Source organism: Serratia nematodiphila DZ0503SBS1 (assembly GCF_000738675.1).
Lineage (GTDB): Bacteria > Pseudomonadota > Gammaproteobacteria > Enterobacterales > Enterobacteriaceae > Serratia > Serratia nematodiphila.
The window spans coordinates 1,323,872-1,344,767 of sequence record NZ_JPUX01000001.1; the positions used below are offsets into that span (position 1 = coordinate 1,323,872).

Here is a 20,896-nt window from a genome sequence, read left to right on the forward strand (position 1 = left end):
TCGCCCGTCATCGCTCAGATAAAACTGTCAGCAACTGAACAGATTTTTATCAACGGAGCGGAACATGGCGGGCAAACTCTTTTCTTTACGCAACGCGGCGCTGCTGGCGTTGTCGCTCAGCGCGGCCAGCGCCTACGCGGTGGACGTGACCGTGGCGTACCAGACGTCGGCGGAGCCGGCCAAGGTGGCGCAGGCGGAAAACAGCTTCGCCAAACAGTCCGGCGCGACCGTCGACTGGCGTAAGTTCGACAGCGGTTCCAGCGTGCTGCGCGCGCTGGCCTCCGGCGATGTGCAGATCGGCAATATCGGCTCCAGCCCGCTGGCGGTGGCCGCCAGCCAAAAACTCCCCATCGAAGTGTTCCTCATCGCCTCGCAGCTCGGCAGCTCCGAAGCGCTGGTGGTGAAAAATGACATCAAAAGCCCGCAGGATCTGATCGGCAAACGCATTGCGGTGCCGTTTATTTCCACCACCCATTACAGCCTGCTGGCCTCGCTCAAACATTGGGGCATCAAGCCTGAACAGGTGAAGATCCTCAATCTGCAGCCGCCGGCCATCGCCGCCGCCTGGCAGCGCGGCGACATCGACGGCGCTTACGTCTGGGCGCCGGTGGTCAACGAACTGGCCAAACAGGGCAAGGTGCTGACCGACTCCGCGCAGGTGGGCGAATGGGGTTCACCGACGCTGGACGTGTGGGTGGTGCGCAAAGACTTCGCAGAGAAACATCCCGACGTAGTAACCGCCTTTGCCGCCAGCGCCCTGCAGGCGCAAAAGGCCTACCTGGCGGCACCGGAACAGTGGCTTAAAGATCCGAGCCATCTCAGCACGCTGGCGCGCCTGAGCGGCGTGCCGGAAGCGCAGGTGCCGGAACTGGTGAAGGGGAACCGTTATCTGCCGGTGGCCGATCAGGTCGCCCAACTCGGCCAGCCGGTGGACAAGGCAATCCGCGATACCGCCGAATTCCTCAAGCAGCAGGGCAAGATCCCGCAGGTCGACAGCGACTACAGCGCTTACGTCACCGACCGTTTTGTGAAACAGGTGCAGGCTGCGCCGCAGTCGTAAGGAAGCAGGATGCTAAACGTCAGCCATCTTTCAGCAGAGTATCAGGGGCGGCCCGCGCTGCGTGACGTGTCGTTCCAGATCGCCGCCGGGCAACTGGTGGTGGTGCTCGGCCCATCGGGCTGCGGCAAAACCACGCTGCTGAACTTAATCGCCGGGTTTATCGAGCCTTCAGCTGGCAGCATCACGCTGGATGAAACGTCCGTTCATGGCCCAAGCGCCGAACGGGGCGTGGTGTTCCAGCATGAGGGTTTACTGCCGTGGCGTAACGTGGTGGACAACGTCGAGTTCGGCCTGCAGCTGGCCGGCGTCGGCAAGGCGCAGCGCCGCCAGGTGGCGGAGCAGATGTTGCAGCGCGTCGGTCTGGCTGGTTACGAGCGGCATTTCATCTGGCAGCTTTCCGGCGGCATGCGCCAACGCGTCGGCATCGCCCGCGCTCTGGCCGCCGATCCGCGTCTGCTGTTGCTGGATGAACCGTTCGGCGCGCTGGACGCGTTCACGCGCGAGCAGATGCAGGAGCTGCTGCTGACCATCTGGCGAGATACCGGCAAACAGGTGCTGCTGATCACCCACGATATCGAAGAGGCGGTGTTCCTCGCCAGTGAACTGTTACTGCTGTCGCCGGGGCCGGGGCAGGTGGTGGAGCGGCTGTCGCTGAACTTCGGCCAGCGCTATGCCGACGGCGAAGCCTGCCGTGCCATCAAGTCCGATCCTGAATTTATCGCTCAGCGCGAATACGTGCTGGGCAAAGTTTTCCAACAGCGCGAGGCCTTGCTATGAGCCTGCATTCCACTCTGAAGGCCGCGGCGCAGCCGCAGGGCAAAGCGGCGCGCCGTTTCAGCGTGCCGCGCAACGTTTGGTTGAGCGGCGCCACGCTGTTGACGGTGTTGATCGTCTGGTGGGGCGTGACGGCGCTGCAGCTGATCAGCCCGCTGTTTTTGCCGGCGCCGCAGCAGGTGCTGCACCAGTTGATCACCATCGCCAGCCCGCAAGGCTTTATGGACGCCACGCTATGGCAGCATCTGGCGGCCAGCCTGGGGCGTATTTTGGTGGCGCTGCTGGCGGCGGTGATCGTCGGCATTCCGGTGGGCATCGCCATGGGGCTGAACGACACGGTGCGCGGCATCCTCGATCCGCTGATTGAGATCTATCGTCCGGTGCCGCCGCTGGCCTATCTGCCGCTGATGGTGATTTGGTTCGGCATCGGCGAGACCTCGAAAATCTTGCTGATTTATCTGGCGATCTTCGCGCCGGTGACGCTCTCCGCCGTGGCCGGCGTGCGCAGCGTGGCGCAGGTACGAGTGCGCGCTGCCCGCGCGTTGGGCGCCACGCGTTGGCAGGTGCTGCGTTTCGTGGTGCTGCCGAGCGCGCTGCCGGAGATCCTGACCGGCATTCGCATCGGGCTGGGCGTCGGCTGGTCGACGCTGGTGGCCGCCGAACTGATCGCCGCCACGCGCGGCCTGGGATTTATGGTGCAATCCGCCGGTGAGTTTTTGGCGACCGACGTGGTGTTGGCCGGCATCGGCGTGATTGCGGTGATTGCATTTGGGTTGGAGCTGGGGCTGCGCGCCCTGCAGCGCCGATTGACCCCGTGGCATGGAGTACAGCAATGAACGAACGTCTGAATATCACCCCGCTGGGGCCTTACATCGGGGCGCTGGTGGAAAACGTCGAATTGGCCCGGCCGTTGGGCGACGGCCAGTTTGAACAGCTTTATCATGCGTTGCTCAAGCATCAGGTGCTGTTCTTCCGCAACCAGCCGATCACGCCGCTGCAGCAGCGCGATCTGGCCGGGCGCTTCGGCGATCTGCATATCCATCCGGTCTATCCGCACGCCACCGACGTGGAAGAGATCATCGTGCTCGATACTCACGACGACAATCCGCCGGACAACGACAACTGGCACACCGACGTGACCTTTATCGAGAACCCGCCGCTGGGCGCGATCCTGGCGGCCAAGACCTTGCCTGCCACCGGCGGCGATACGCTGTGGGCCAGCGGCATCGCGGCCTACGAAGCGCTGTCGGCGCCGTTCAGAACGCTGCTCGCGGGGTTGCGCGCAGAGCATGACTTCACCAAGTCGTTCCCGGAGCACAAGCATCGCGGTAGCGAAGAAGAACACCAGCGCTGGCAACTGGCGGTGCAGAAAAACCCGCCGCTGCTGCATCCGGTGGTGCGCACTCACCCGGTCAGCGGCCGACAGGCGCTGTTCGTCAATGAAGGGTTCACCACGCGGATCGTGGATGTGGCGCCGAAGGAGAGCGATGCTTTACTGAATTTCCTGTTCGCTCACATCACTAAGCCGGAGTTTCAGGTGCGCTGGCGCTGGCAGGAAAATGACGTGGCGATCTGGGATAACCGCGTGACGCAGCACTACGCCAACGCGGATTATCTGCCGCAGCGGCGCATCATGCACCGCGCGACCATTCTGGGGGATAAACCTTTTTACAAGGCCTGAGGCTTAGGCTTCGAACGCCTGCGTTAACTGCTCCAGCTGTTCCTGCGCATCCAGCCAGGTCATTTCCGTTTCTTCCAGCGCGGATTTGGCCTGGCTTTGCTTTTGCAGGCAGTCGGTCAACTCGGCCTTGCGGCTGATGTCGTACAGCGCGGGATCCGCCAGCTGTTCCTCCACCGCCGCCAGTTCGGCGCCCAGTTTTTCCATCTGCTGTTCCAGCTTGGCGATCTGCTTGCGCAGCGGTTGGGTTTGCGTACGGAACTCCGCCTCGCGGCGTTTTTGATCCTTGCGCGCCTGCGCGCTGTTGCCGCCGCTCTCTTTTTCCGGCGCGTCCTGCTGGCTTTCCTGGCGCTGCAGGTCGACAAGCCACTGCTGATAATCGTCGAGATCGCCCTCGAAAGGCTCGACCTGGCCATCGTGCACCAGGTACAGATCGTCGGTGGTGGAGCGCAGCAGGTGACGGTCGTGGGATACCACCACCAACGCGCCTTCGAAATCGATCAGCGCCTCGGTCAGCGCCTGACGCATGTCGAGATCCAGGTGGTTGGTCGGTTCATCGAGCAGCAGCAGGTTCGGGCGCTGCCAGACGATCAGCGCCAGCACCAGCCGCGCCTTCTCGCCGCCGGAGAAACGCTCGGTCATTTCGCTGACCTTGTCGCCCTGGAAGCCGAAACCGCCCAGATAGTCGCGCAGCTGCTGTTCCAGCACCCTTGGGGCGATGCGGCTCAGGTGCTGCAGCGGCGATTCGTCGGCGCGCAAAAATTCCAGCTGATGCTGGGCGAAGTAACCCAGCTTGATGCCTTTCGCCAGGCCGATCTCGCCGCTCAGCGGCTCCAGGGTGCCGGCCAGCAGTTTGATCAGCGTCGATTTCCCGGCGCCGTTGCGGCCGAGCAGGCCAATGCGCGAGCCGGGCACCAGGTTCAGCTTGATTGACTTCAGGATCACTTTATCGCCATACCCGGCGCTGACTTTTTCCATGCGTAGCAGCGGGTTAGGCAGGCTTTCCGGCGGGCGGAAGCTGAAGGTGAACGGGTTGTCGACGTGCGCCGGGGCTATCAGCTCCATGCGCTCCAGCATCTTGATGCGGCTCTGCGCCTGTTTGGCCTTGGTGGCCTGCGCGCGGAAACGGTCGATATAGCTTTGCAGATGCGCCACTTTCTCTTGCTGGTGCTGATACAGCGACTGCTGCTGCGCCAGCTTGGTGGCGCGTTGGCGTTCGAACGACGAGTAGTTGCCGGTGTACTCGTTCATCGTCTGCTGTTCGATATGCAGGATCTTGTCGACGATCGGATCGAGGAAGTCGCGGTCGTGCGAGATCAGCACCAGCGTGCCGGGATAGCTTTTCAGCCAGCGCTCCAGCCAGATCACCGCATCGAGATCCAGGTGGTTGGTCGGTTCGTCGAGCAGCAGCAGATCGGAACGGCACACCAGCGCCTGCGCCAGGTTGAGGCGCATGCGCCAGCCGCCGGAAAAGTCGCGCACCGGGCTTTGCAGCTGTTCGTTGGAGAAGCCGAGGCCGTGCAGCAGGCTGGCGGCGCGGGAACGGATGGTCCAGGCGTCGATGGCGTCCAGCTTGCCGTGCAGGGTGGCGATGGCGTGGCCGTCGTTGCGATCGTTGGCCGCCTGCAACTCGGCTTCAAGCTGGCGAAACTCGCGGTCGCCGTCGATAACATACTCGATCGCCGGCACGTCCAGCGCCGGCGTCTCCTGGTTGACCCAGGCCAGCGCCCAGTTGCCGGGGAAGGTGAAACTGCCGCCGTCCGCCGCGATCTCGCCCTTCAGCAGCGACAGCAGCGTGGATTTGCCGCAGCCGTTTTTGCCCACCAGGCCGACCTTCTGACCGGGATTAACCGTCGCCGTGGCGTTGTCCAGCAGGACGCGAATGCCGCGTCGGATTTGTAGCGAGGAGAATACAATCATAAAGCGCCGTATGTTCAGAGTATGTTAAATTATCATTAAGGTAACAGAACGCGCACCGCGCGCTGTTTTTGTCTTTGCGATGCATGGTAACGGAAAACCGCTACCCTGACGACGCTTTGGAGGGGAATGATGTCGCAGCCGCCCAAGGTCTTGCTGCTGTATGCCCATCCGGAATCCCATGACTCGGTGGCGAACCGGGTTTTGCTTCGACCGGCGCAGCAGTTGGAACATGTCACCGTGCACGATCTCTACGCGCACTATCCTGATTTTTTTATCGATATCCATCACGAACAACAGCTGCTGCGTGAGCATCAGGTCATCGTGTTTCAGCATCCTCTCTATACCTACAGCTGCCCGGCGCTGCTGAAGGAGTGGCTGGATCGCGTGCTGGCGCGCGGCTTCGCCAGCGGCGTGGGCGGCAATGCGCTGGCGGGCAAGTACTGGCGCTCGGTGATCACCACCGGCGAGCCGGAAGGCGCCTACCGTACCGGCGGTTATAACCACTATGCGATGGAAGATATCCTGCGGCCGTTCGAGCTGACCGCCGGGATGTGCCATATGCACTGGTTGACGCCGTTCGTGGTGTATTGGGCGCGGCGGCAAAAGCCGGAGGTGCTGCGCAGCCATGCGGACGCCTACGGGGACTGGCTGAGCCACCCGCTGCCGCACGGAGGACGATGATCATGGAAGGATCGACCTTACTGACCGCCATTTTGCTGTTCCTGTTCGCCGCGGTGGTGACGGTGCCGATCGCCCGTCGTCTGGGGATTGGCGCGGTGCTGGGCTATCTGATCGCCGGTATCGCCATCGGCCCGTGGGGATTGGGCTTCATTCGCGACGTTGACGAGATCCTGCACTTCTCCGAACTGGGCGTGGTGTTCCTGATGTTCATCATCGGCCTGGAGCTGAATCCCAGCAAGCTGTGGGAGCTGCGGCGCTCGATCTTCGGCGCCGGCGCCGGCCAGGTGTTGATCACCGCGGCGGTGCTGGGCGCATTGCTGTACCTGACGCACTTCGCCTGGCAGGCGGCGGTGATCGGCGGTATCGGCCTGGCGATGTCTTCCACCGCCATGGCGCTGCAGCTGATGCGCGAAAAGGGCATGAATCGCAACGAAGGCGGGCAGCTGGGTTTCTCGGTGCTGCTGTTCCAGGATATGGCGGTGATCCCGGCGCTGGCGTTGATCCCCATTCTGGCCGGCGCCGGCGGCACCAGCGACGACTGGGCGAAGATCGCGCTCAAGGTGGCGGCGTTCGGCGGCATGCTGATCGGCGGCCGCTTCCTGCTGCGGCCGCTGTTCCGCTATATCGCCGCTTCCGGCGTGCGCGAGATCTTCACTGCCGCGGCGCTGTTGCTGGTGCTCGGCTCGGCGCTGTTTATGGAGACGCTTGGCCTGTCGATGGCGCTCGGCACCTTCATTGCCGGCGTGCTGCTGGCGGAGAGCGAATACCGCCACGAACTGGAGATCTCCATCGAGCCGTTTAAAGGGCTACTGCTGGGGCTGTTCTTTATCTCGGTGGGCATGGTGTTGAATATCGGCGTGCTCTACACCCATCTGGCCGAGGTGTTGATCGGCGTACTGGCGCTGGTGGCGGTGAAATCCGGCGTGCTCTACGGCGTGTCGCGCCTGTTCGGCCTGCGTAGTTCGGTGCGCCTGCAGTTTGCCGGCGTGCTCAGCCAGGGCGGTGAGTTTGCCTTCGTGCTGTTTTCTGCGGCGGGCGCGCAAAAGGTGCTGCAGCCGGATCAACTCTCTTTGCTGCTGGTGGTGGTGACGCTGTCGATGATGACCACACCGCTACTCATGCAGGCCATCGACCGCATTTTGGCGCGCCGCTATAACGCCAAAGGCGAAGACGAGGAGACGCCGTACGTAGAGGACGACGATCCTCAGGTGATCATCGTTGGCTTCGGGCGTTTCGGCCAGGTGATCGGCCGCCTGTTGATGGCCAACAAAATGCGCATTACCGTACTGGAACGCGACGTCAGCGCCGTCGGGGTGCTGCGGCGTTACGGATATCAGGTTTATTACGGCGACGCCACCGAGTTGGAGCTGCTGCGCGCGGCGGGCGCCGAAAAGGCCAAGTCGATCGTGATCACCTGCAATGAGCCGGAAGACACCATGGAGATCGTGCGGCTGTGCCAGCAGCACTTCCCGAATCTGAGTATTCTGGCGCGGGCACGCGGCCGCGTGGAGGCGCATGAGTTGCTGCAGGCGGGCGTGAAACAGTTCAGCCGCGAGACCTTCTCCAGCGCGCTGGAACTGGGGCGCAAGGCGTTGATGGAGTTGGGCATGCACCCGCATCAGGCCTTCCGCGCCCAGCAGCATTTTCGCCGCCTGGATATGCGCATGCTGCGTGAACTGATGCCGCCGCATCAGGGCGACGTGGCGCAAATTTCTCGCGTGAAAGAGGCGCGGCGCGAGCTGGAAGAGCTGTTCCATCGCGAAATGCAAAAAGAAAGTCGCCAGTTTGACGGCTGGGATGAATACGAATAAGCGGGAGCATAACGATGTCTGCAACACGTAAGAGATTTATCGCCGGAGCGGTGTGCCCGAGCTGTAGCGCCATGGATACGCTGGCGGTATGGCGGGAGGATCAGGTGGAAGTGGTGGAGTGCGTCAAGTGCGGCCATCACCAGCGCCAGACCGAACAACAGGTGGAAAAACACGTTCGACCGCAAGAGCAGGTGATCGGCATTTTTCAGCCGAAGTAGCGTTTTTTTATCCCGAAGGGTACAGCGAGGCAGATTTCCGTTACAATCTGTCCGGAAAAGGCGCGCATCCTGATAATGGTGCGCGTCCTAGTAGCCAACGGTAGGAGATATCATGAAAGTAGCAAAAGACTTGGTGGTCAGCCTGGCTTACCAAGTACGTACAGAAGACGGTGTTTTGGTTGATGAGTCTCCGGTGAGCGCACCGCTGGACTATCTGCACGGGCATGGTTCTCTGATCGCAGGTCTGGAAAAAGCGCTCGAAGGCCACGACGTTGGCGATCGTTTTGACGTTCACGTCGGCGCGAACGACGCGTACGGCAACTACGACGAAAACCTGGTGCAGCGCGTACCGAAAGACGTCTTCATGGGCGTTGACGAACTGCAGGTCGGCATGCGTTTCCTGGCTGACACCGATCAGGGCCCGGTACCGGTTGAAATCACCGAAGTTGACGGCGACCACGTGGTGGTTGACGGCAACCACATGCTGGCCGGCCAAAACCTGAACTTCAACGTGGAAGTTGTCGCGATCCGCGAAGCGACCGCAGAAGAACTGGCACACGGTCACGTACACGGCGAGCACGACCATCACCACGAACACGGTGAAGGCTGCTGCGGCGGTCACGGCCACAGCCACGATCACGACCATGGTCACGACCACGGTAAAGGCGGTTGCGGTAACGGCGGTTGCGGCTGCCACTAAGCAGAACGCGATCACGAGACAAGAGGGCGGCCATCGGCTGCCCTTTTTTATGCGCGGCGCACCGGGCGCCGAACGGCACAACAGGACATGCCATGGCCACCATGAAAGACGTTGCGCAGCGCGCCGGCGTTTCCACGGCCACCGTCAGCCGGGTGATCAATAATACCGCCTACGTTGAACCGGTGACCCGCGAACGCGTCGAGAAAGCGATGCGCGAGTTTAACTACCATCGCAACGCCGCCGCGCTGGCGCTGGCGAAAAGAAGCGGCAATATGCTGGGGTTGCTGACCGGTAACCTCGACGATCCGTTTTTTTCACGCCTGGCGCGGGGCGTGGAAGACATCACGCGACAGGCCGGCGTGCGTTTGATGTTGTGCAGCGGCGGGCATCAGGCCGAACTGGAAAAAAGCGGCCTCGACTTTCTCATTAATCAGGGATGCGAAGCCATCGTGGCGCACGTCACGCGCATGGGGGAGGAGGAGCTGCTGCGCTACGCCGCCCACACGCCCGCGCTGGTGCTGATCAACCGTTACCTGCCCGCCATCGCCAACCGTTGCATCTGGCTCGACAACGCCAATGCGGCGCAGACGGCGACCAAGCTGCTCATTCGTCAGGGGCATCGGAGAATCGCCTGCGTGACAACGGATCTGCCGATCGACGACCGCGCGCAGCGGTTAGCGGGTTACCGCCAGGCCATGGCCGCCGGCGGCATTGAGGTGCCCGGCAGCTGGATCATCAGCGTGCCCTTCAATGAAAGAGGGGGCGAACTGGCGGCCGAGCGCGTTCTGGCCAGCGACCAACGCTTCACCGCCGCAGTGACGTTCAACGACGTGATGGCCGCCGGCATGATGCGCACCTGCCACCAACGGCAAGTTCAGTTGCCTGAAGCGCTGTCAATCGTCGGTTTTGACGACATTGCCCTGGCGAAATATCTCCACCCCGCGTTGACCACCGTGCATTACCCCATCGAAAAAATGGCCCGCCGCGCCGCGCGTCTGGCGCTACAAATCCACAGCGGCAGCGACGTCGCGCCGCAGAACAACCGCTTTTCGGCCGAACTTATCCTGCGAGACTCCGTCGCCGATGGTGAGAGGACTGAGCAAAGCAAGCGCGGCGAATGAGAGGCGGCTCACATAACGCCATCTCATGAAACCGATTACATGGTCAGGGGCCTGCGCTCACATCCTCCGATTACCAAAGCCATTACGCTGTTGCAGTACCCCCCTCTTCAACAGGAGCCGTATATGGATAATAAGAAAACGCTCAACCTTGGGCTGGCGACGCTGCCGATTGTGGCCATGCTGTTGCTGCTCATCATCGGCTATGGCCAGTTTGGCCTGCGCATTGAACCACTGCTGCTGATGTCCGCCGCCATCGCCGCCGCGTTGGCCTGGTGGCAAGGCTACCGCTGGGATGACATCATCGGGGCCATCGTGGCCAAGCTGGCTAAGGCGATGCCGGTGATCTTGATCCTGATCTGCGTGGGCGGGCTGATCGGCACCTGGATGATCAGCGGCACAATCCCTTACATGGTGTATTGGGGGCTGAAGCTGATTAGCCCGCAATACATTCTGATCGCCGCGTTCTTCATCACCAGCGTGATCTCGGTGTGCACCGGTACCTCGTGGGGGGCGGCCGGCACCGTGGGCGTGGCGCTGATGGGCGTGGCCGCCGGTCTGGACGTGCCGCTGGCCGCCGCGGCCGGGGCGGTGGTGTCCGGCGCCTACTTCGGCGACAAAATTTCCCCGTTGTCCGATTCGACGAACTTCGCGGCTATCGTCGCGGATACCGATCTCTACAGCCATATCCAGCATCTGATGTACACGACGCTGCCGAGCTTCATCTTGGCCGCCGTGGTGTACCTGATCGCCGGCCACACCGGCGCGGTGGGCAGTGTGGCAACGCCGGAAAAAGTGACCGAAATCGTCAGCGCGCTTGAGGGGTTGTACCATTTCAATCTGCTGTTGATCCTGCCGCCGGTGCTGGTGCTGTGGGGCGCGGTGACCAAACGGCCGGTGATCCCCGTCATGCTGGCCGCCTGCGCGCTGGCGATCGCCATCGGCGTCGCGCTGCAGGGTTTTAGCCTGCAACAGGGGCTGAATGCGTTGATGGACGGTTTCAATCTGTCGATGTTCGCCAGCCAGGGCCATAACGTTGAAGGGATCGTCGCCGATGTGCCGCGCCTGCTGAACCGCGGCGGCATGTTCTCGATGATGAGTACGATCCTGCTGGTGTTCTGCGCCTTTTCCTTCGCCGGCGCCTTGACGCTGACCGGCGCGCTGACGGTGATCATCAGCCGGCTGCTGAAAGTGGTGCACACCACCGGTCAACTGATCGCCGCTACCGTTGCCACCACCATCCTGGTGACCGGCGCGACCAGCGACGGCAAGCTGGCGCTGCTGATCCCGGCGGAGCTGTTCAAAGGGGCCTATCGACGCATGGGGCTGGACAACAAAAACCTGTCGCGCACCGTCGAAGATGCGGGCACCGTCATCGAGCCGCTGATCCCGTGGACGGCCGCCGGTATTTACATGGCGACCACGCTGGGAGTGAGCACGCTCGATCTGCTGCCGTGGGCGATCCAATGTTATGTCGCAGTGGTGTTCGCCCTGATTTATGGCTTCACCGGCTTCGGTATCGCCAAACTCCAACCTCAGAACGACTTGCAGCGTAAGGAAGCCTGACATGACGAGTCATTTCAACGCCATCATCGATCGCCACAATACCGGCTCCGTGAAGTGGGACTTCATCGACCGCTATCTGCAACTGGACGGCAGCGAATTGTTGCCGATGTGGGTGTCCGATTTCGACTTTCCATGCCCGCCGGAGGTGCAACAGGCGCTGCATCAGCGGGTGGACCACGGCGTCTTTGGCTACAGCGAACGCGACGACGCCTACTACCAGGCGGCGATCGACTGGTTTGCCAAGCGGCACGACTTGCCGCTGCGGCGCGAGTGGTTCACGTCGATTGAAGGGGTGGTGCCGGGGTTGGCGATGCTGATCCAACTGCTCAGCAAGCCGGGGGACGGCGTGGTGGTGCAGGGGCCGTACTATGGCTCGTTCGCCAAGATAGTCACCATGAACGGCAGAGAGGTGATTGAAAATCCGCTGCTGGAAACCCCGCAGGGATACCGGATCGATTTCGACCAGCTGGCCGCCTGCCTGGCGCAGCGCAAACCGCCGCTGTTGTTGCTGTGCAATCCGCACAATCCGACTGGCCGTTGCTGGCGCCGCGAGGAACTGGAGCGGCTCATGGCGATCTGCCACGCCCACGATGTCACGGTGATCTCCGATGAAATTTGGGCCGATCTGCTGCTGCCCGGCGAGACGTTTACATCGGTGTTGCATCTGGACGAGGAATATCGCGAGCGGGTGATTGCGGCGACGTCCGCCAGCAAAACCTTCGGACTCTCTTCGCTGCGCATTTCGAATTTTCTGATCCCCAATGCCCGGCTGCGGCAGGCGTTTGTCGATCGGCTGAACGCCCACGGGCTGGATGTATTCAACGCGCTGTCGATGACGGCGGCGACCGCGGCCTATCAACGGGGCGCTGCCTGGCTTGATGAGCTGCTCGACTACCTGGCGGAGAATCGGCGCTGGTTTGAGCAGGCGCTGGCGGCCGCCGCGCCCTGGTGCACGATGACCCAGGCTGAAGGGACTTATCTCGCCTGGCTGGATTGCCGCTCGCTGGGTTTGAACGATGCTGACTTACAGCAGGCGCTGGTGGCGGTGGCGAAGCTGGCGCCGTCGATGGGCAGCGGTTTCGGCCCGCAGGGGAGCGGTTTTATCCGCATCAACCTGGGGTGCCCGCGCCGCTATCTCGAGCGTGCCGTCGACGGGTTGGCACGCCTGAAATAACCGCGCAGCGGGCCCTCAATAGTGCGGCGGAGGGGTTTCTTCCGATTGCGAGGCGATCATTGAGGTTTGGGTCGAGCGCAGCTTGTCGGTCAACATGCGCAGGTGTTCGCGCATCTTCAGCATTTCCATCTGATGCTGGATGACGGTCTGGTTGAGCTCTTCGATGGTGAGCTCTTGGAAGGCCTGGCGGCTCTCCAGTTCTTCAAGCCGCTGTAGCAGGCGTTGAATGTCGGCGTTGTGCATGAGGCTACCTCTGACGCGATAAAATCCTGATTCGGCGTTATGGTAACAGCTGACGCCGGGTTTGCTCGCGCTATTTCTCCTGGCGGCGCGCAACGTTGCGATCGGCAGTGTAAAGTGCTGAAAAGTTGCACGCCCGATACGCCGTTTTTTGCTAACCTCGCCGAATATTCTGCAAGAAAAATCTGATTTATCATGCGAGTAGCACACAGGGGGAAACTTCTTGGCAAAGCGGGAGTCACACTTTGACTCGATTGGTTACCTGTGCGACTGTTTTGTTTTGTTTCAGGCAGCTATAGTAGCCCGGTTATCTTACCTAATGATTGTTTGGGGCATTGCTTCAGACACTGGAGAAATGGATGAAATCTTTGTTTAAAGTCACGCTTCTGGCAACCACCATGGCTTTTGCTCTGAATGCGACCCAGGTCATGGCAGCCGATGCCGCCAAACCGGCAGAAGCCGCTAAACCAGCGGACGCGGCGGCAGCACCGAGCACCGGCAAGTTCAAAAACGACGACGAGCAAGCCGCTTACGCACTGGGCGCCTCTCTCGGCCGTTACATGGACAACTCTCTGAAAGAGCAAGAGAAGCTGGGCATCAAGCTGGACAAAGATCAGCTGATCGCCGGCGTTCAGGACGCGTTCGCCAACAAGAGCAAGCTGAACGACGCCGACATCGAGAAGACCCTTCAGGGCTTCGAAGCGCGCGTGAAGGCTTCCGCTCAGGCGAAGATGGAACAGGACGCCAAGGACAACGAAACCAAAGGCGCTAAGTACCGCGACAGCTTCGCGAAAGAAAAAGGCGTGAAGAAAACCGAATCCGGCCTGCTGTACCAGGTAGAGAAACCGGGCGCGGGTGAAGCACCGAAAGACAGCGACACCGTGGTAGTAAACTACAAAGGCACCCTGACCGACGGTACTGAGTTCGATAACTCCTACACCCGCGGCGAGCCGCTGTCGTTCCGTCTGGATGGCGTGATCCCGGGCTGGACCGAAGGCCTGAAGCACATCAAGAAAGGCGGCAAAATCAAGCTGGTGATCCCGCCGGCATTGGCCTACGGCAAAACCGGCGTTCCGGGCATCCCGGCTAACTCCACGCTGGTGTTCGACGTTGAGCTGCTGGACGTGAAAGCGGCGCCGAAAGCCGACGCTAAAGCCGAAAAATCGGCTGACGCGAAAGCAGACGCTAAAGCGAAATAATCTCGTCGCTCTGTTTGCCACCGCCGCGGATGCCCTCCGCGGCGGTTTTCATTTCGACCGCCGCCGCTTCTCTCTCCATTGAACGCTTGACGCCTGCCGGGCATCGGGCTTAACGTCAATACCACGCGCAAACGCAAGGACTTTGCTCCGGCCGCTTTGCTAGACTAATAATTCTGACTTATCAGTCATGCGTCTGCCCCTTAGGGCGTGTACCTAAAATTGTTCCCGGCCGCCTCGCCCGCGGATGTCATCGTGCCGTTTATGCTGCTCTCAGCCAGCCGCGCTGCGGCGTGCCGACGACGGCAGCGATCCGGTTCGAGCGGTTTTAGCTGCGCCCCCTGGCACAGGCGATCTATGAGGGTGGTATCTTCGATGTCGAATTCGCTTTTATCCAGCGAAGCCAGCGAACTTGATTTGCTGAATGAACGTCCGTTTACTCAAACGGATCATGAAATCCTGAAATCCTATGAAGCGGTGGTCGATGGGCTGGCGATGTTGATCGGCGGCCACTGTGAGATCGTATTGCACGCGCTGGAAGATCTGAACAGCTCAGCGGTGCGCATCGCCAATGGGGAACATACCGGGCGTAAAATCGGTTCGCCGATCACCGACCTGGCGCTGCGCATGCTGCACGACATGGCCGGCGACGACAGCAGCGTGTCGAAAGCCTACTTCACCCGCGCCAAGAGCGGCGTGCTGATGAAGTCGGTGACCATCGCCATTCGCAATCGCGAACAGCGGGTAATCGGCTTGTTGTGCATCAACATGAACCTCGATGTGCCGTTCTCGCAGATCATGCAGACCTTTATGCCGCCGGCCACGCAGGACGTGCCGTCGTCGGTGAATTTCGCGTCTTCAGTCGACGATCTGGTGGCGCAGACGCTGGAGTTCACCATCGAAGAGGTGAATGCCGATCGCTCGGTATCCAATAACGCCAAGAACCGCCAGGTAGTGCTAAACCTCTATGAGAAAGGCATCTTCGACATCAAGGATGCGATCAATCAGGTGGCGGATCGCCTGAATATCTCCAAACACACCGTGTATTTGTACATTCGCCAGTTCAAGAGCGGCGATCTGTTGGGAAACGACCGTTGATGCTCGATTATTGTCTGTTGGTCACCGGCCCGGCTTACGGCACGCAGCAGGCCAGCAGCGCCTATCAGTTCGCTCAGGCCCTGCTGGCGAAAGGGCACCGGCTTTCCAGCGTCTTTTTCTACCGTGAAGGGGTGTTGAACGCCAACCAGCTGACCGCGCCCGCCAGCGATGAGTTCGACCTGGTGCGCGGTTGGACGCAGCTGGCTCAGCAACACGGCGTGGCGCTCAACGTCTGCGTGGCCGCCGCGTTGCGCCGCGGCGTCGCCGACGAGCAGGAGGCGGCGCAGCAGGGGCTGGCAAGCGCCAACCTGCAGCCCGGTTTTACCCTGAGCGGGCTGGGTTCCCTGGCCGAAGCGTCGCTAAGTTGCGACCGTCTGGTGCAGTTCTGAGGATAGGATGAAACGAGTCGCTTTTGTTTTCACCCATGGGCCGCACGGCGGCGCCAGCGGCAGGGAAGGGCTGGATGCGCTGCTCGCCACGTCGGCGCTCAGTGAAGATGTGGGGGTGTTTTTTGTCGGCGATGGCGTATTGCAGCTGTTGCCGGGCCAACAGCCGGAAAAGATTTTGGCGCGCAATTACATTGCCACCTTTGGCGTGCTGCCGCTGTATGACGTGGAGCGGTGCTATCTGTGCCAGGCTTCACTGCAGGAACGCGGACTGAGCCAGGTGACCGATTGGGTGCTGGACGCCGAGGTGCTGGCGCCGGACGAACTGCGCCGCGAACTGGCCGGCTACGACGCCGTGATGACGTTTTAGGATCCTCTGATGCTGTATACCCTGAGCCATTCGCCAAACCAATGTGACCTGCCTGCGCTGCTGCGCCTGACGGCGCAGGGCGACGCGCTGTTGCTGCTGCAGGACGGCGTGCTGGCAGGCCTTGCCGGCAGCGCTCATCTTGAATTGCTGCTCGCCGCCCCCATATCCCTTTATGCGCTGCAGGACGACCTGGAAGCCCGGGGATTGGTTGGTCATTTTTCGCACAAAATCACTGTCGTCGGCTATAATCACTTCGTTGAATTAACCGAACAACACCGCAGCCAAATGGCCTGGTGATGAGAGTGATGTTGTATATTTCTTGACACCCATACTGGTCAGCCATAAAATTCTGCGTCCTCGTACTTTGCCAGTAGTGCATACGAGGGGATTTATCACATGTTTACGAAGCTAGTACGAAGCAAAAACCAGGAGCTTTTTTAATGGCAACAATTAACCAGCTGGTTCGCAAACCACGCTCTGTGAAGGCTGCTAAAAGCAACGTTCCAGCGCTGGAAGCCTGCCCGCAGAAACGTGGCGTATGCACCCGCGTATATACCACTACCCCGAAAAAACCAAACTCCGCACTGCGTAAAGTTTGCCGTGTGCGTTTGACCAACGGTTTCGAAGTGACTTCCTACATCGGTGGCGAAGGCCACAACCTGCAGGAACACTCCGTAATCCTGATCCGTGGCGGTCGTGTAAAAGACTTGCCAGGTGTGCGTTACCACACCGTCCGTGGTGCACTTGACTGCTCCGGTGTTAAAGACCGTAAGCAAGCTCGTTCCAAGTACGGCGTGAAGAAGCCAAAGGCTTAATGGTTCTCCGTTAAGTAAGGCCAAACGTTTTAACTTTAATGTCAAAATAAACTCGTAGAGTTTTGGACAATCCTGAATTAACAACGGAGTATTTCCATGCCACGTCGTCGCGTAATCGGCCAACGTAAAATCCTGCCAGATCCTAAGTTCGGATCTGAGCTGCTGGCCAAATTTGTAAATATCCTGATGGTAGACGGTAAAAAATCTACTGCAGAAGCAATCGTCTATACCGCGCTGGAGACCCTGGCTCAGCGTTCTGGTAAAGATCACCTGGAAGCTTTCGAAGTCGCTCTCGACAACGTTCGCCCGACTGTAGAAGTTAAGTCGCGTCGCGTTGGCGGTTCTACTTATCAGGTACCAGTTGAAGTCCGCCCGGTTCGTCGTAATGCTCTGGCAATGCGTTGGATCGTTGATGCTGCACGTAAACGCGGTGATAAATCCATGGCTCTGCGCCTGGCGAACGAGCTGTCTGACGCAGCAGAGAACAAAGGTTCTGCTGTTAAGAAGCGTGAAGACGTTCACCGTATGGCCGAAGCCAACAAGGCGTTCGCCCACTACCGCTGGTAATCATCCGGCTGTAGTCATGCTAACCAAGCGGGCGCGTCAAATCGGCCCGCTTGGGTTAACTGAACTTGAACGCCCTAGGAATAGAGGAATCAAATGGCTCGTACAACACCCATTGCACGCTACCGTAACATCGGTATCAGTGCTCACATCGACGCCGGTAAAACCACCACTACCGAACGTATTCTGTTCTACACCGGTGTAAACCACAAAATCGGTGAAGTTCATGACGGCGCTGCCACCATGGACTGGATGGAACAGGAGCAGGAGCGTGGTATTACCATCACTTCTGCAGCGACTACTGCCTTCTGGTCTGGTATGGCCAAGCAGTTCGAACCGCATCGCGTAAACATCATCGACACCCCAGGGCACGTTGACTTCACCATCGAAGTAGAACGTTCCATGCGTGTGCTGGATGGCGCGGTAATGGTTTACTGTGCTGTTGGTGGTGTTCAGCCACAGTCTGAAACCGTATGGCGTCAGGCTAACAAATACAAAGTGCCACGTATCGCGTTCGTTAACAAAATGGACCGTATGGGCGCTAACTTCCTGAAAGTTGTAGGCCAGATCAAAACTCGTCTGGGCGCCAACCCTGTTCCTCTGCAGCTGGCTATCGGCGCAGAAGACAAATTCACCGGCGTTATCGACCTGGTGAAGATGAAGGCGATCAACTGGAACGAAGAAGACGCAGGCGTAACCTTCGAATACGAAGACGTGCCGGCTGACATGATGGATCTGGCTGAAGAATGGCGCCAGAACCTGATCGAGTCCGCTGCGGAAGCTTCCGAAGAGCTGATGGAAAAATACCTGGGCGGCGAAGAGCTGACCGAGGAAGAAATCAAATCCGCTCTGCGTCAGCGCGTGCTGAACAACGAAATCATCCTGGTTACCTGTGGTTCTGCGTTCAAGAACAAAGGCGTACAGGCGATGCTGGATGCGGTAATCGAATACCTGCCGGCACCAACTGACGTTCCTGCGATCAACGGTATCCTGGACGATGGCAAAGATACTCCGGCTGAGCGTCACGCAAGTGATGACGAGCCGTTCTCTGCGCTGGCGTTCAAAATCGCTACCGACCCGTTCGTGGGTAACCTGACCTTCTTCCGCGTGTACTCCGGCGTTGTTAACTCCGGCGACACCGTGCTGAACTCCGTTAAGGCTGCGCGCGAGCGTTTCGGCCGTATCGTTCAGATGCACGCTAACAAGCGTGAAGAGATCAAAGAAGTTCGCGCAGGCGACATCGCCGCTGCGATCGGTCTGAAAGACGTGACCACCGGGGACACCCTGTGTGATCCAGACTCTCCAATCATCCTGGAGCGTATGGAATTCCCTGAGCCGGTAATCTCTATCGCCGTTGAACCAAAAACCAAAGCTGACCAAGAAAAAATGGGTCTGGCTCTGGGCCGTCTGGCTAAAGAAGACCCGTCATTCCGCGTATGGACTGACGAAGAGTCTAACCAGACCATCATCGCCGGTATGGGTGAACTGCACCTCGACATCATCGTTGACCGCATGAAGCGTGAATTCAACGTTGAAGCTAACGTGGGCAAACCTCAGGTAGCTTACCGCGAAGCGATTCGCGCGAAGATTACCGATGTTGAAGGTAAGCACGCCAAGCAGTCTGGTGGTCGCGGTCAGTACGGTCACGTTGTGATCGACATGTACCCACTGGAGCCGGGCTCTAACCCGAAAGGTTACGAGTTCATCAACGACATCAAAGGTGGTGTAATTCCTGGCGAATACATCCCTGCCGTTGATAAAGGCATCCAGGAGCAGCTGAAGTCTGGTCCGTTGGCTGGTTACCCGGTAGTAGACATGGGTATTCGTCTGCACTTCGGTTCTTACCACGACGTTGACTCCTCTGAACTGGCGTTTAAACTGGCCGCGTCTATCGCCTTTAAAGAAGGCTTTAAGAAAGCGAAACCAGTTCTGCTTGAGCCTATCATGAAGGTTGAAGTTGAGACTCCAGAAGAGAACACCGGTGACGTTATCGGTGACTTGAGCCGTCGTCGCGGCATGCTGCGTGGTCAGGAATCTGAAGTGACTGGCGTTAAGATCCACGCTGAAGTACCGTTGTCCGAAATGTTCGGCTACGCAACTCAGCTGCGTTCTCTGACTAAAGGTCGCGCATCATACACCATGGAATTCCTGAAGTATGATGATGCACCGAACAACGTCGCTCAGGCCGTAATCGAAGCCCGTGGCAAATAAGCCGCAGGGTTAAAACCAAAGTCCCGTGCTCTCTCCAGAAGGGGAGAGCGCTATAGTAAGGAATATAGCCGTGTCTAAAGAAAAATTTGAACGTACAAAACCGCACGTTAACGTTGGTACTATCGGCCACGTTGACCACGGTAAAACTACCCTGACTGCAGCGATCACCACCGTACTGGCTAAAACCTACGGCGGTTCTGCACGTGCTTTCGACCAGATCGATAACGCGCCAGAAGAAAAAGCTCGTGGTATCACCATCAACACCTCCCACGTTGAGTATGACACCCCGACTCGTCACTACGCGCACGTTGACTGCCCAGGGCACGCCGACTACGTGAAAAACATGATCACCGGTGCTGCTCAGATGGACGGCGCGATCCTGGTAGTAGCTGCGACTGACGGCCCAATGCCTCAGACTCGTGAGCACATCCTGCTGGGTCGTCAGGTTGGCGTTCCTTTCATCATCGTATTCATGAACAAATGCGACATGGTTGATGATGAAGAGCTGCTGGAACTGGTAGAAATGGAAGTTCGCGAACTGCTGTCCGCTTACGACTTCCCAGGCGACGACCTGCCAGTAATCCGCGGTTCCGCGCTGAAAGCGCTGGAAGGCGAAGCTGAGTGGGAAGCGAAAATCATCGAACTGGCCGAAGCCCTGGACAGCTACATCCCAGAGCCAGAGCGTGCAATCGACAAGCCGTTCCTGCTGCCAATCGAAGACGTATTCTCCATCTCCGGTCGTGGTACCGTTGTTACCGGTCGTGTTGAGCGCGGTATCATCAAAGTTGGCGAAGAAGTTGAAATCGTTGGTATCAAAGACACCGTTAAGTCTACCTGTACTGGCGTTGAAATGTTCCGCAAACTGCTGGACGAAGGCCGTGCTGGTGAGAACGTAGGTGTTCTGCTGCGTGGTATCAAACGTGAAGAAATCGAACGTGGTCAGGTACTGGCTAAGCCAGGCTCCATCAAGCCGCACACCCAGTTCGAATCTGAAGTGTACATCCTGAGCAAAGATGAAGGTGGTCGTCACACGCCATTCTTCAAAGGCTACCGTCCACAGTTCTACTTCCGTACTACTGACGTGACCGGTACCATCGAACTGCCAGAAGGCGTAGAGATGGTAATGCCAGGCGACAACGTGAACATGAAAGTTACTCTGATTCACCCAATCGCGATGGACGACGGTCTGCGTTTCGCAATCCGTGAAGGCGGCCGTACTGTAGGCGCTGGTGTTGTTGCTAAAGTTATCGCTTAATCGCGAATAATTTTTCGACACAAAAAAGGGCACTTCGGTGCCCTTTTTTTATGCAATTTGT

22 protein-coding genes are annotated in these 20,896 nt (G+C 59.3%); 20 read left to right on the plus strand and 2 right to left on the minus strand.

The window, feature by feature from the left end:
• The first annotated feature begins 64 nt into the window (after positions 1-64).
• From tauA to tauD, 4 genes are read left to right on the plus strand one after another with little or no spacing between them, the layout of a single operon-like run.
• Positions 65-1,060 (plus strand): taurine ABC transporter substrate-binding protein, encoded by a 996-nt coding sequence (gene tauA, locus JL05_RS05985; protein ID WP_004930383.1) that lies wholly within the window; start codon positions 65-67, stop codon positions 1,058-1,060.
• 9 nt (positions 1,061-1,069) lie between these two features.
• Complete coding sequence (tauB, locus tag JL05_RS05990; protein ID WP_033631936.1) at positions 1,070-1,837, plus strand: taurine ABC transporter ATP-binding subunit; 768 nt, start codon at positions 1,070-1,072, stop codon at positions 1,835-1,837.
• A complete protein-coding gene (tauC, locus tag JL05_RS05995; RefSeq protein WP_033631937.1) occupies positions 1,834-2,670 on the plus strand; it encodes a taurine ABC transporter permease TauC in 837 nt (278 codons plus the stop codon). The genes tauB and tauC overlap by 4 nt, the downstream gene beginning before the upstream one ends.
• Entirely contained in the window at positions 2,667-3,515 is an 849-nt protein-coding gene (tauD, locus tag JL05_RS06000; protein WP_004930389.1) for a taurine dioxygenase, read from the plus strand. The genes tauC and tauD overlap by 4 nt, the downstream gene beginning before the upstream one ends.
• Before the next feature lie 3 nt (positions 3,516-3,518).
• Here tauD and JL05_RS06005 read toward each other — a convergent pair whose 3' ends face one another.
• Positions 3,519-5,432, minus strand: a complete 1,914-nt coding sequence (locus JL05_RS06005; RefSeq protein ID WP_015379276.1) for an ABC transporter ATP-binding protein — start codon at positions 5,430-5,432, stop codon at positions 3,519-3,521.
• Positions 5,433-5,561: 129 nt separating this feature from the next.
• On the opposite strand from JL05_RS06005, the gene kefG reads away from it, so the two are divergent.
• From kefG to JL05_RS06040, 7 genes are all read left to right on the plus strand, one after another.
• The gene (gene kefG, locus JL05_RS06010; RefSeq protein WP_033633564.1) at positions 5,562-6,113 is read left to right on the plus strand and encodes a glutathione-regulated potassium-efflux system ancillary protein KefG; all 552 of its coding nucleotides are present in this window, start codon (positions 5,562-5,564) and stop codon (positions 6,111-6,113) included.
• Between the two features lie 2 nt (positions 6,114-6,115).
• A complete protein-coding gene (gene kefB, locus JL05_RS06015) occupies positions 6,116-7,924 on the plus strand; it encodes a glutathione-regulated potassium-efflux system protein KefB (RefSeq protein ID WP_015379275.1) in 1,809 nt (602 codons plus the stop codon).
• Positions 7,925-7,938: 14 nt separating this feature from the next.
• A complete protein-coding gene (locus tag JL05_RS06020) occupies positions 7,939-8,142 on the plus strand; it encodes a YheV family putative zinc ribbon protein (RefSeq protein WP_015379274.1) in 204 nt (67 codons plus the stop codon).
• A 112-nt stretch (positions 8,143-8,254) separates the two neighbouring features.
• Complete coding sequence (gene slyD / locus JL05_RS06025) at positions 8,255-8,842, plus strand: peptidylprolyl isomerase (protein WP_004930407.1); 588 nt, start codon at positions 8,255-8,257, stop codon at positions 8,840-8,842.
• 92 nt (positions 8,843-8,934) lie between these two features.
• A complete protein-coding gene (locus tag JL05_RS06030) occupies positions 8,935-9,963 on the plus strand; it encodes a LacI family DNA-binding transcriptional regulator (protein WP_033631938.1) in 1,029 nt (342 codons plus the stop codon).
• A 123-nt stretch (positions 9,964-10,086) separates the two neighbouring features.
• A complete protein-coding gene (nhaC, locus tag JL05_RS06035) occupies positions 10,087-11,526 on the plus strand; it encodes a Na+/H+ antiporter NhaC (protein WP_033631939.1) in 1,440 nt (479 codons plus the stop codon).
• Between the two features lies 1 nt (position 11,527).
• Complete coding sequence (locus JL05_RS06040; RefSeq protein ID WP_033631940.1) at positions 11,528-12,700, plus strand: MalY/PatB family protein; 1,173 nt, start codon at positions 11,528-11,530, stop codon at positions 12,698-12,700.
• Positions 12,701-12,715: 15 nt separating this feature from the next.
• Here the strand turns inward: JL05_RS06040 and JL05_RS06045 are convergent, their stop codons facing one another.
• Complete coding sequence (locus JL05_RS06045) at positions 12,716-12,943, minus strand: SlyX family protein (protein ID WP_004930414.1); 228 nt, start codon at positions 12,941-12,943, stop codon at positions 12,716-12,718.
• Positions 12,944-13,299: 356 nt separating this feature from the next.
• On the opposite strand from JL05_RS06045, the gene fkpA reads away from it, so the two are divergent.
• The 9 genes from fkpA (at position 13,300) to tuf (ending at position 20,835) form a co-directional block, all read left to right on the plus strand.
• Entirely contained in the window at positions 13,300-14,139 is an 840-nt protein-coding gene (gene fkpA, locus JL05_RS06050) for an FKBP-type peptidyl-prolyl cis-trans isomerase (RefSeq protein WP_015379270.1), read from the plus strand.
• A 372-nt stretch (positions 14,140-14,511) separates the two neighbouring features.
• Positions 14,512-15,234, plus strand: coding sequence for a helix-turn-helix transcriptional regulator (locus JL05_RS06055; protein ID WP_033631941.1), 723 nt, complete (start codon positions 14,512-14,514; stop codon positions 15,232-15,234).
• On the plus strand, positions 15,234-15,623 hold the full coding sequence (tusD, locus tag JL05_RS06060; protein ID WP_033631942.1) for a sulfurtransferase complex subunit TusD: 390 nt from the start codon (positions 15,234-15,236) through the stop codon (positions 15,621-15,623). Before JL05_RS06055 ends, tusD begins: the two co-directional genes overlap by 1 nt.
• 7 nt (positions 15,624-15,630) lie before the next feature.
• Positions 15,631-15,990, plus strand: coding sequence for a sulfurtransferase complex subunit TusC (gene tusC, locus JL05_RS06065; protein WP_033631943.1), 360 nt, complete (start codon positions 15,631-15,633; stop codon positions 15,988-15,990).
• Between the two features lie 9 nt (positions 15,991-15,999).
• Entirely contained in the window at positions 16,000-16,287 is a 288-nt protein-coding gene (gene tusB / locus JL05_RS06070; RefSeq protein ID WP_004930424.1) for a sulfurtransferase complex subunit TusB, read from the plus strand.
• Positions 16,288-16,430: 143 nt separating this feature from the next.
• Positions 16,431-16,805, plus strand: a complete 375-nt coding sequence (gene rpsL, locus JL05_RS24675) for a 30S ribosomal protein S12 (RefSeq protein WP_004930426.1) — start codon at positions 16,431-16,433, stop codon at positions 16,803-16,805.
• 96 nt (positions 16,806-16,901) lie between these two features.
• The gene (rpsG, locus tag JL05_RS06080) at positions 16,902-17,372 is read left to right on the plus strand and encodes a 30S ribosomal protein S7 (RefSeq protein WP_004956203.1); all 471 of its coding nucleotides are present in this window, start codon (positions 16,902-16,904) and stop codon (positions 17,370-17,372) included.
• A gap of 93 nt (positions 17,373-17,465) precedes the next feature.
• Positions 17,466-19,580 (plus strand): elongation factor G, encoded by a 2,115-nt coding sequence (fusA, locus tag JL05_RS06085; protein WP_004930429.1) that lies wholly within the window; start codon positions 17,466-17,468, stop codon positions 19,578-19,580.
• Between the two features lie 70 nt (positions 19,581-19,650).
• Positions 19,651-20,835, plus strand: coding sequence for an elongation factor Tu (tuf, locus tag JL05_RS06090; RefSeq protein ID WP_015379267.1), 1,185 nt, complete (start codon positions 19,651-19,653; stop codon positions 20,833-20,835).
• The last annotated feature ends 61 nt before the right edge of the window (positions 20,836-20,896 follow it).

What these genes read in the sequence shown, in the direction of transcription:
- kefB (WP_015379275.1), top strand. Translation starts at nt 6,116, where the DNA reads ATGGAAGGATCGACCTTACTGACCGCCATTTTGCTGTTCCTGTTCGCC.
- tauD (WP_004930389.1), top strand. Translation starts at nt 2,667, where the DNA reads ATGAACGAACGTCTGAATATCACCCCGCTGGGGCCTTACATCGGGGCG.
- rpsL (WP_004930426.1), top strand. Translation starts at nt 16,431, where the DNA reads ATGGCAACAATTAACCAGCTGGTTCGCAAACCACGCTCTGTGAAGGCT.
- JL05_RS06055 (WP_033631941.1), top strand. Translation starts at nt 14,512, where the DNA reads ATGTCGAATTCGCTTTTATCCAGCGAAGCCAGCGAACTTGATTTGCTG.
- kefG (WP_033633564.1), top strand. Translation starts at nt 5,562, where the DNA reads ATGTCGCAGCCGCCCAAGGTCTTGCTGCTGTATGCCCATCCGGAATCC.
- tusC (WP_033631943.1), top strand. Translation starts at nt 15,631, where the DNA reads ATGAAACGAGTCGCTTTTGTTTTCACCCATGGGCCGCACGGCGGCGCC.
- JL05_RS06040 (WP_033631940.1), top strand. Translation starts at nt 11,528, where the DNA reads ATGACGAGTCATTTCAACGCCATCATCGATCGCCACAATACCGGCTCC.
- rpsG (WP_004956203.1), top strand. Translation starts at nt 16,902, where the DNA reads ATGCCACGTCGTCGCGTAATCGGCCAACGTAAAATCCTGCCAGATCCT.
- fusA (WP_004930429.1), top strand. Translation starts at nt 17,466, where the DNA reads ATGGCTCGTACAACACCCATTGCACGCTACCGTAACATCGGTATCAGT.
- tauA (WP_004930383.1), top strand. Translation starts at nt 65, where the DNA reads ATGGCGGGCAAACTCTTTTCTTTACGCAACGCGGCGCTGCTGGCGTTG.
- tauC (WP_033631937.1), top strand. Translation starts at nt 1,834, where the DNA reads ATGAGCCTGCATTCCACTCTGAAGGCCGCGGCGCAGCCGCAGGGCAAA.
- JL05_RS06045 (WP_004930414.1), bottom strand. Translation starts at nt 12,943, where the DNA reads ATGCACAACGCCGACATTCAACGCCTGCTACAGCGGCTTGAAGAACTG.
- tauB (WP_033631936.1), top strand. Translation starts at nt 1,070, where the DNA reads ATGCTAAACGTCAGCCATCTTTCAGCAGAGTATCAGGGGCGGCCCGCG.
- JL05_RS06020 (WP_015379274.1), top strand. Translation starts at nt 7,939, where the DNA reads ATGTCTGCAACACGTAAGAGATTTATCGCCGGAGCGGTGTGCCCGAGC.
- JL05_RS06005 (WP_015379276.1), bottom strand. Translation starts at nt 5,432, where the DNA reads ATGATTGTATTCTCCTCGCTACAAATCCGACGCGGCATTCGCGTCCTG.
- slyD (WP_004930407.1), top strand. Translation starts at nt 8,255, where the DNA reads ATGAAAGTAGCAAAAGACTTGGTGGTCAGCCTGGCTTACCAAGTACGT.
- fkpA (WP_015379270.1), top strand. Translation starts at nt 13,300, where the DNA reads ATGAAATCTTTGTTTAAAGTCACGCTTCTGGCAACCACCATGGCTTTT.
- JL05_RS06030 (WP_033631938.1), top strand. Translation starts at nt 8,935, where the DNA reads ATGGCCACCATGAAAGACGTTGCGCAGCGCGCCGGCGTTTCCACGGCC.
- tusD (WP_033631942.1), top strand. Translation starts at nt 15,234, where the DNA reads ATGCTCGATTATTGTCTGTTGGTCACCGGCCCGGCTTACGGCACGCAG.
- nhaC (WP_033631939.1), top strand. Translation starts at nt 10,087, where the DNA reads ATGGATAATAAGAAAACGCTCAACCTTGGGCTGGCGACGCTGCCGATT.
- tusB (WP_004930424.1), top strand. Translation starts at nt 16,000, where the DNA reads ATGCTGTATACCCTGAGCCATTCGCCAAACCAATGTGACCTGCCTGCG.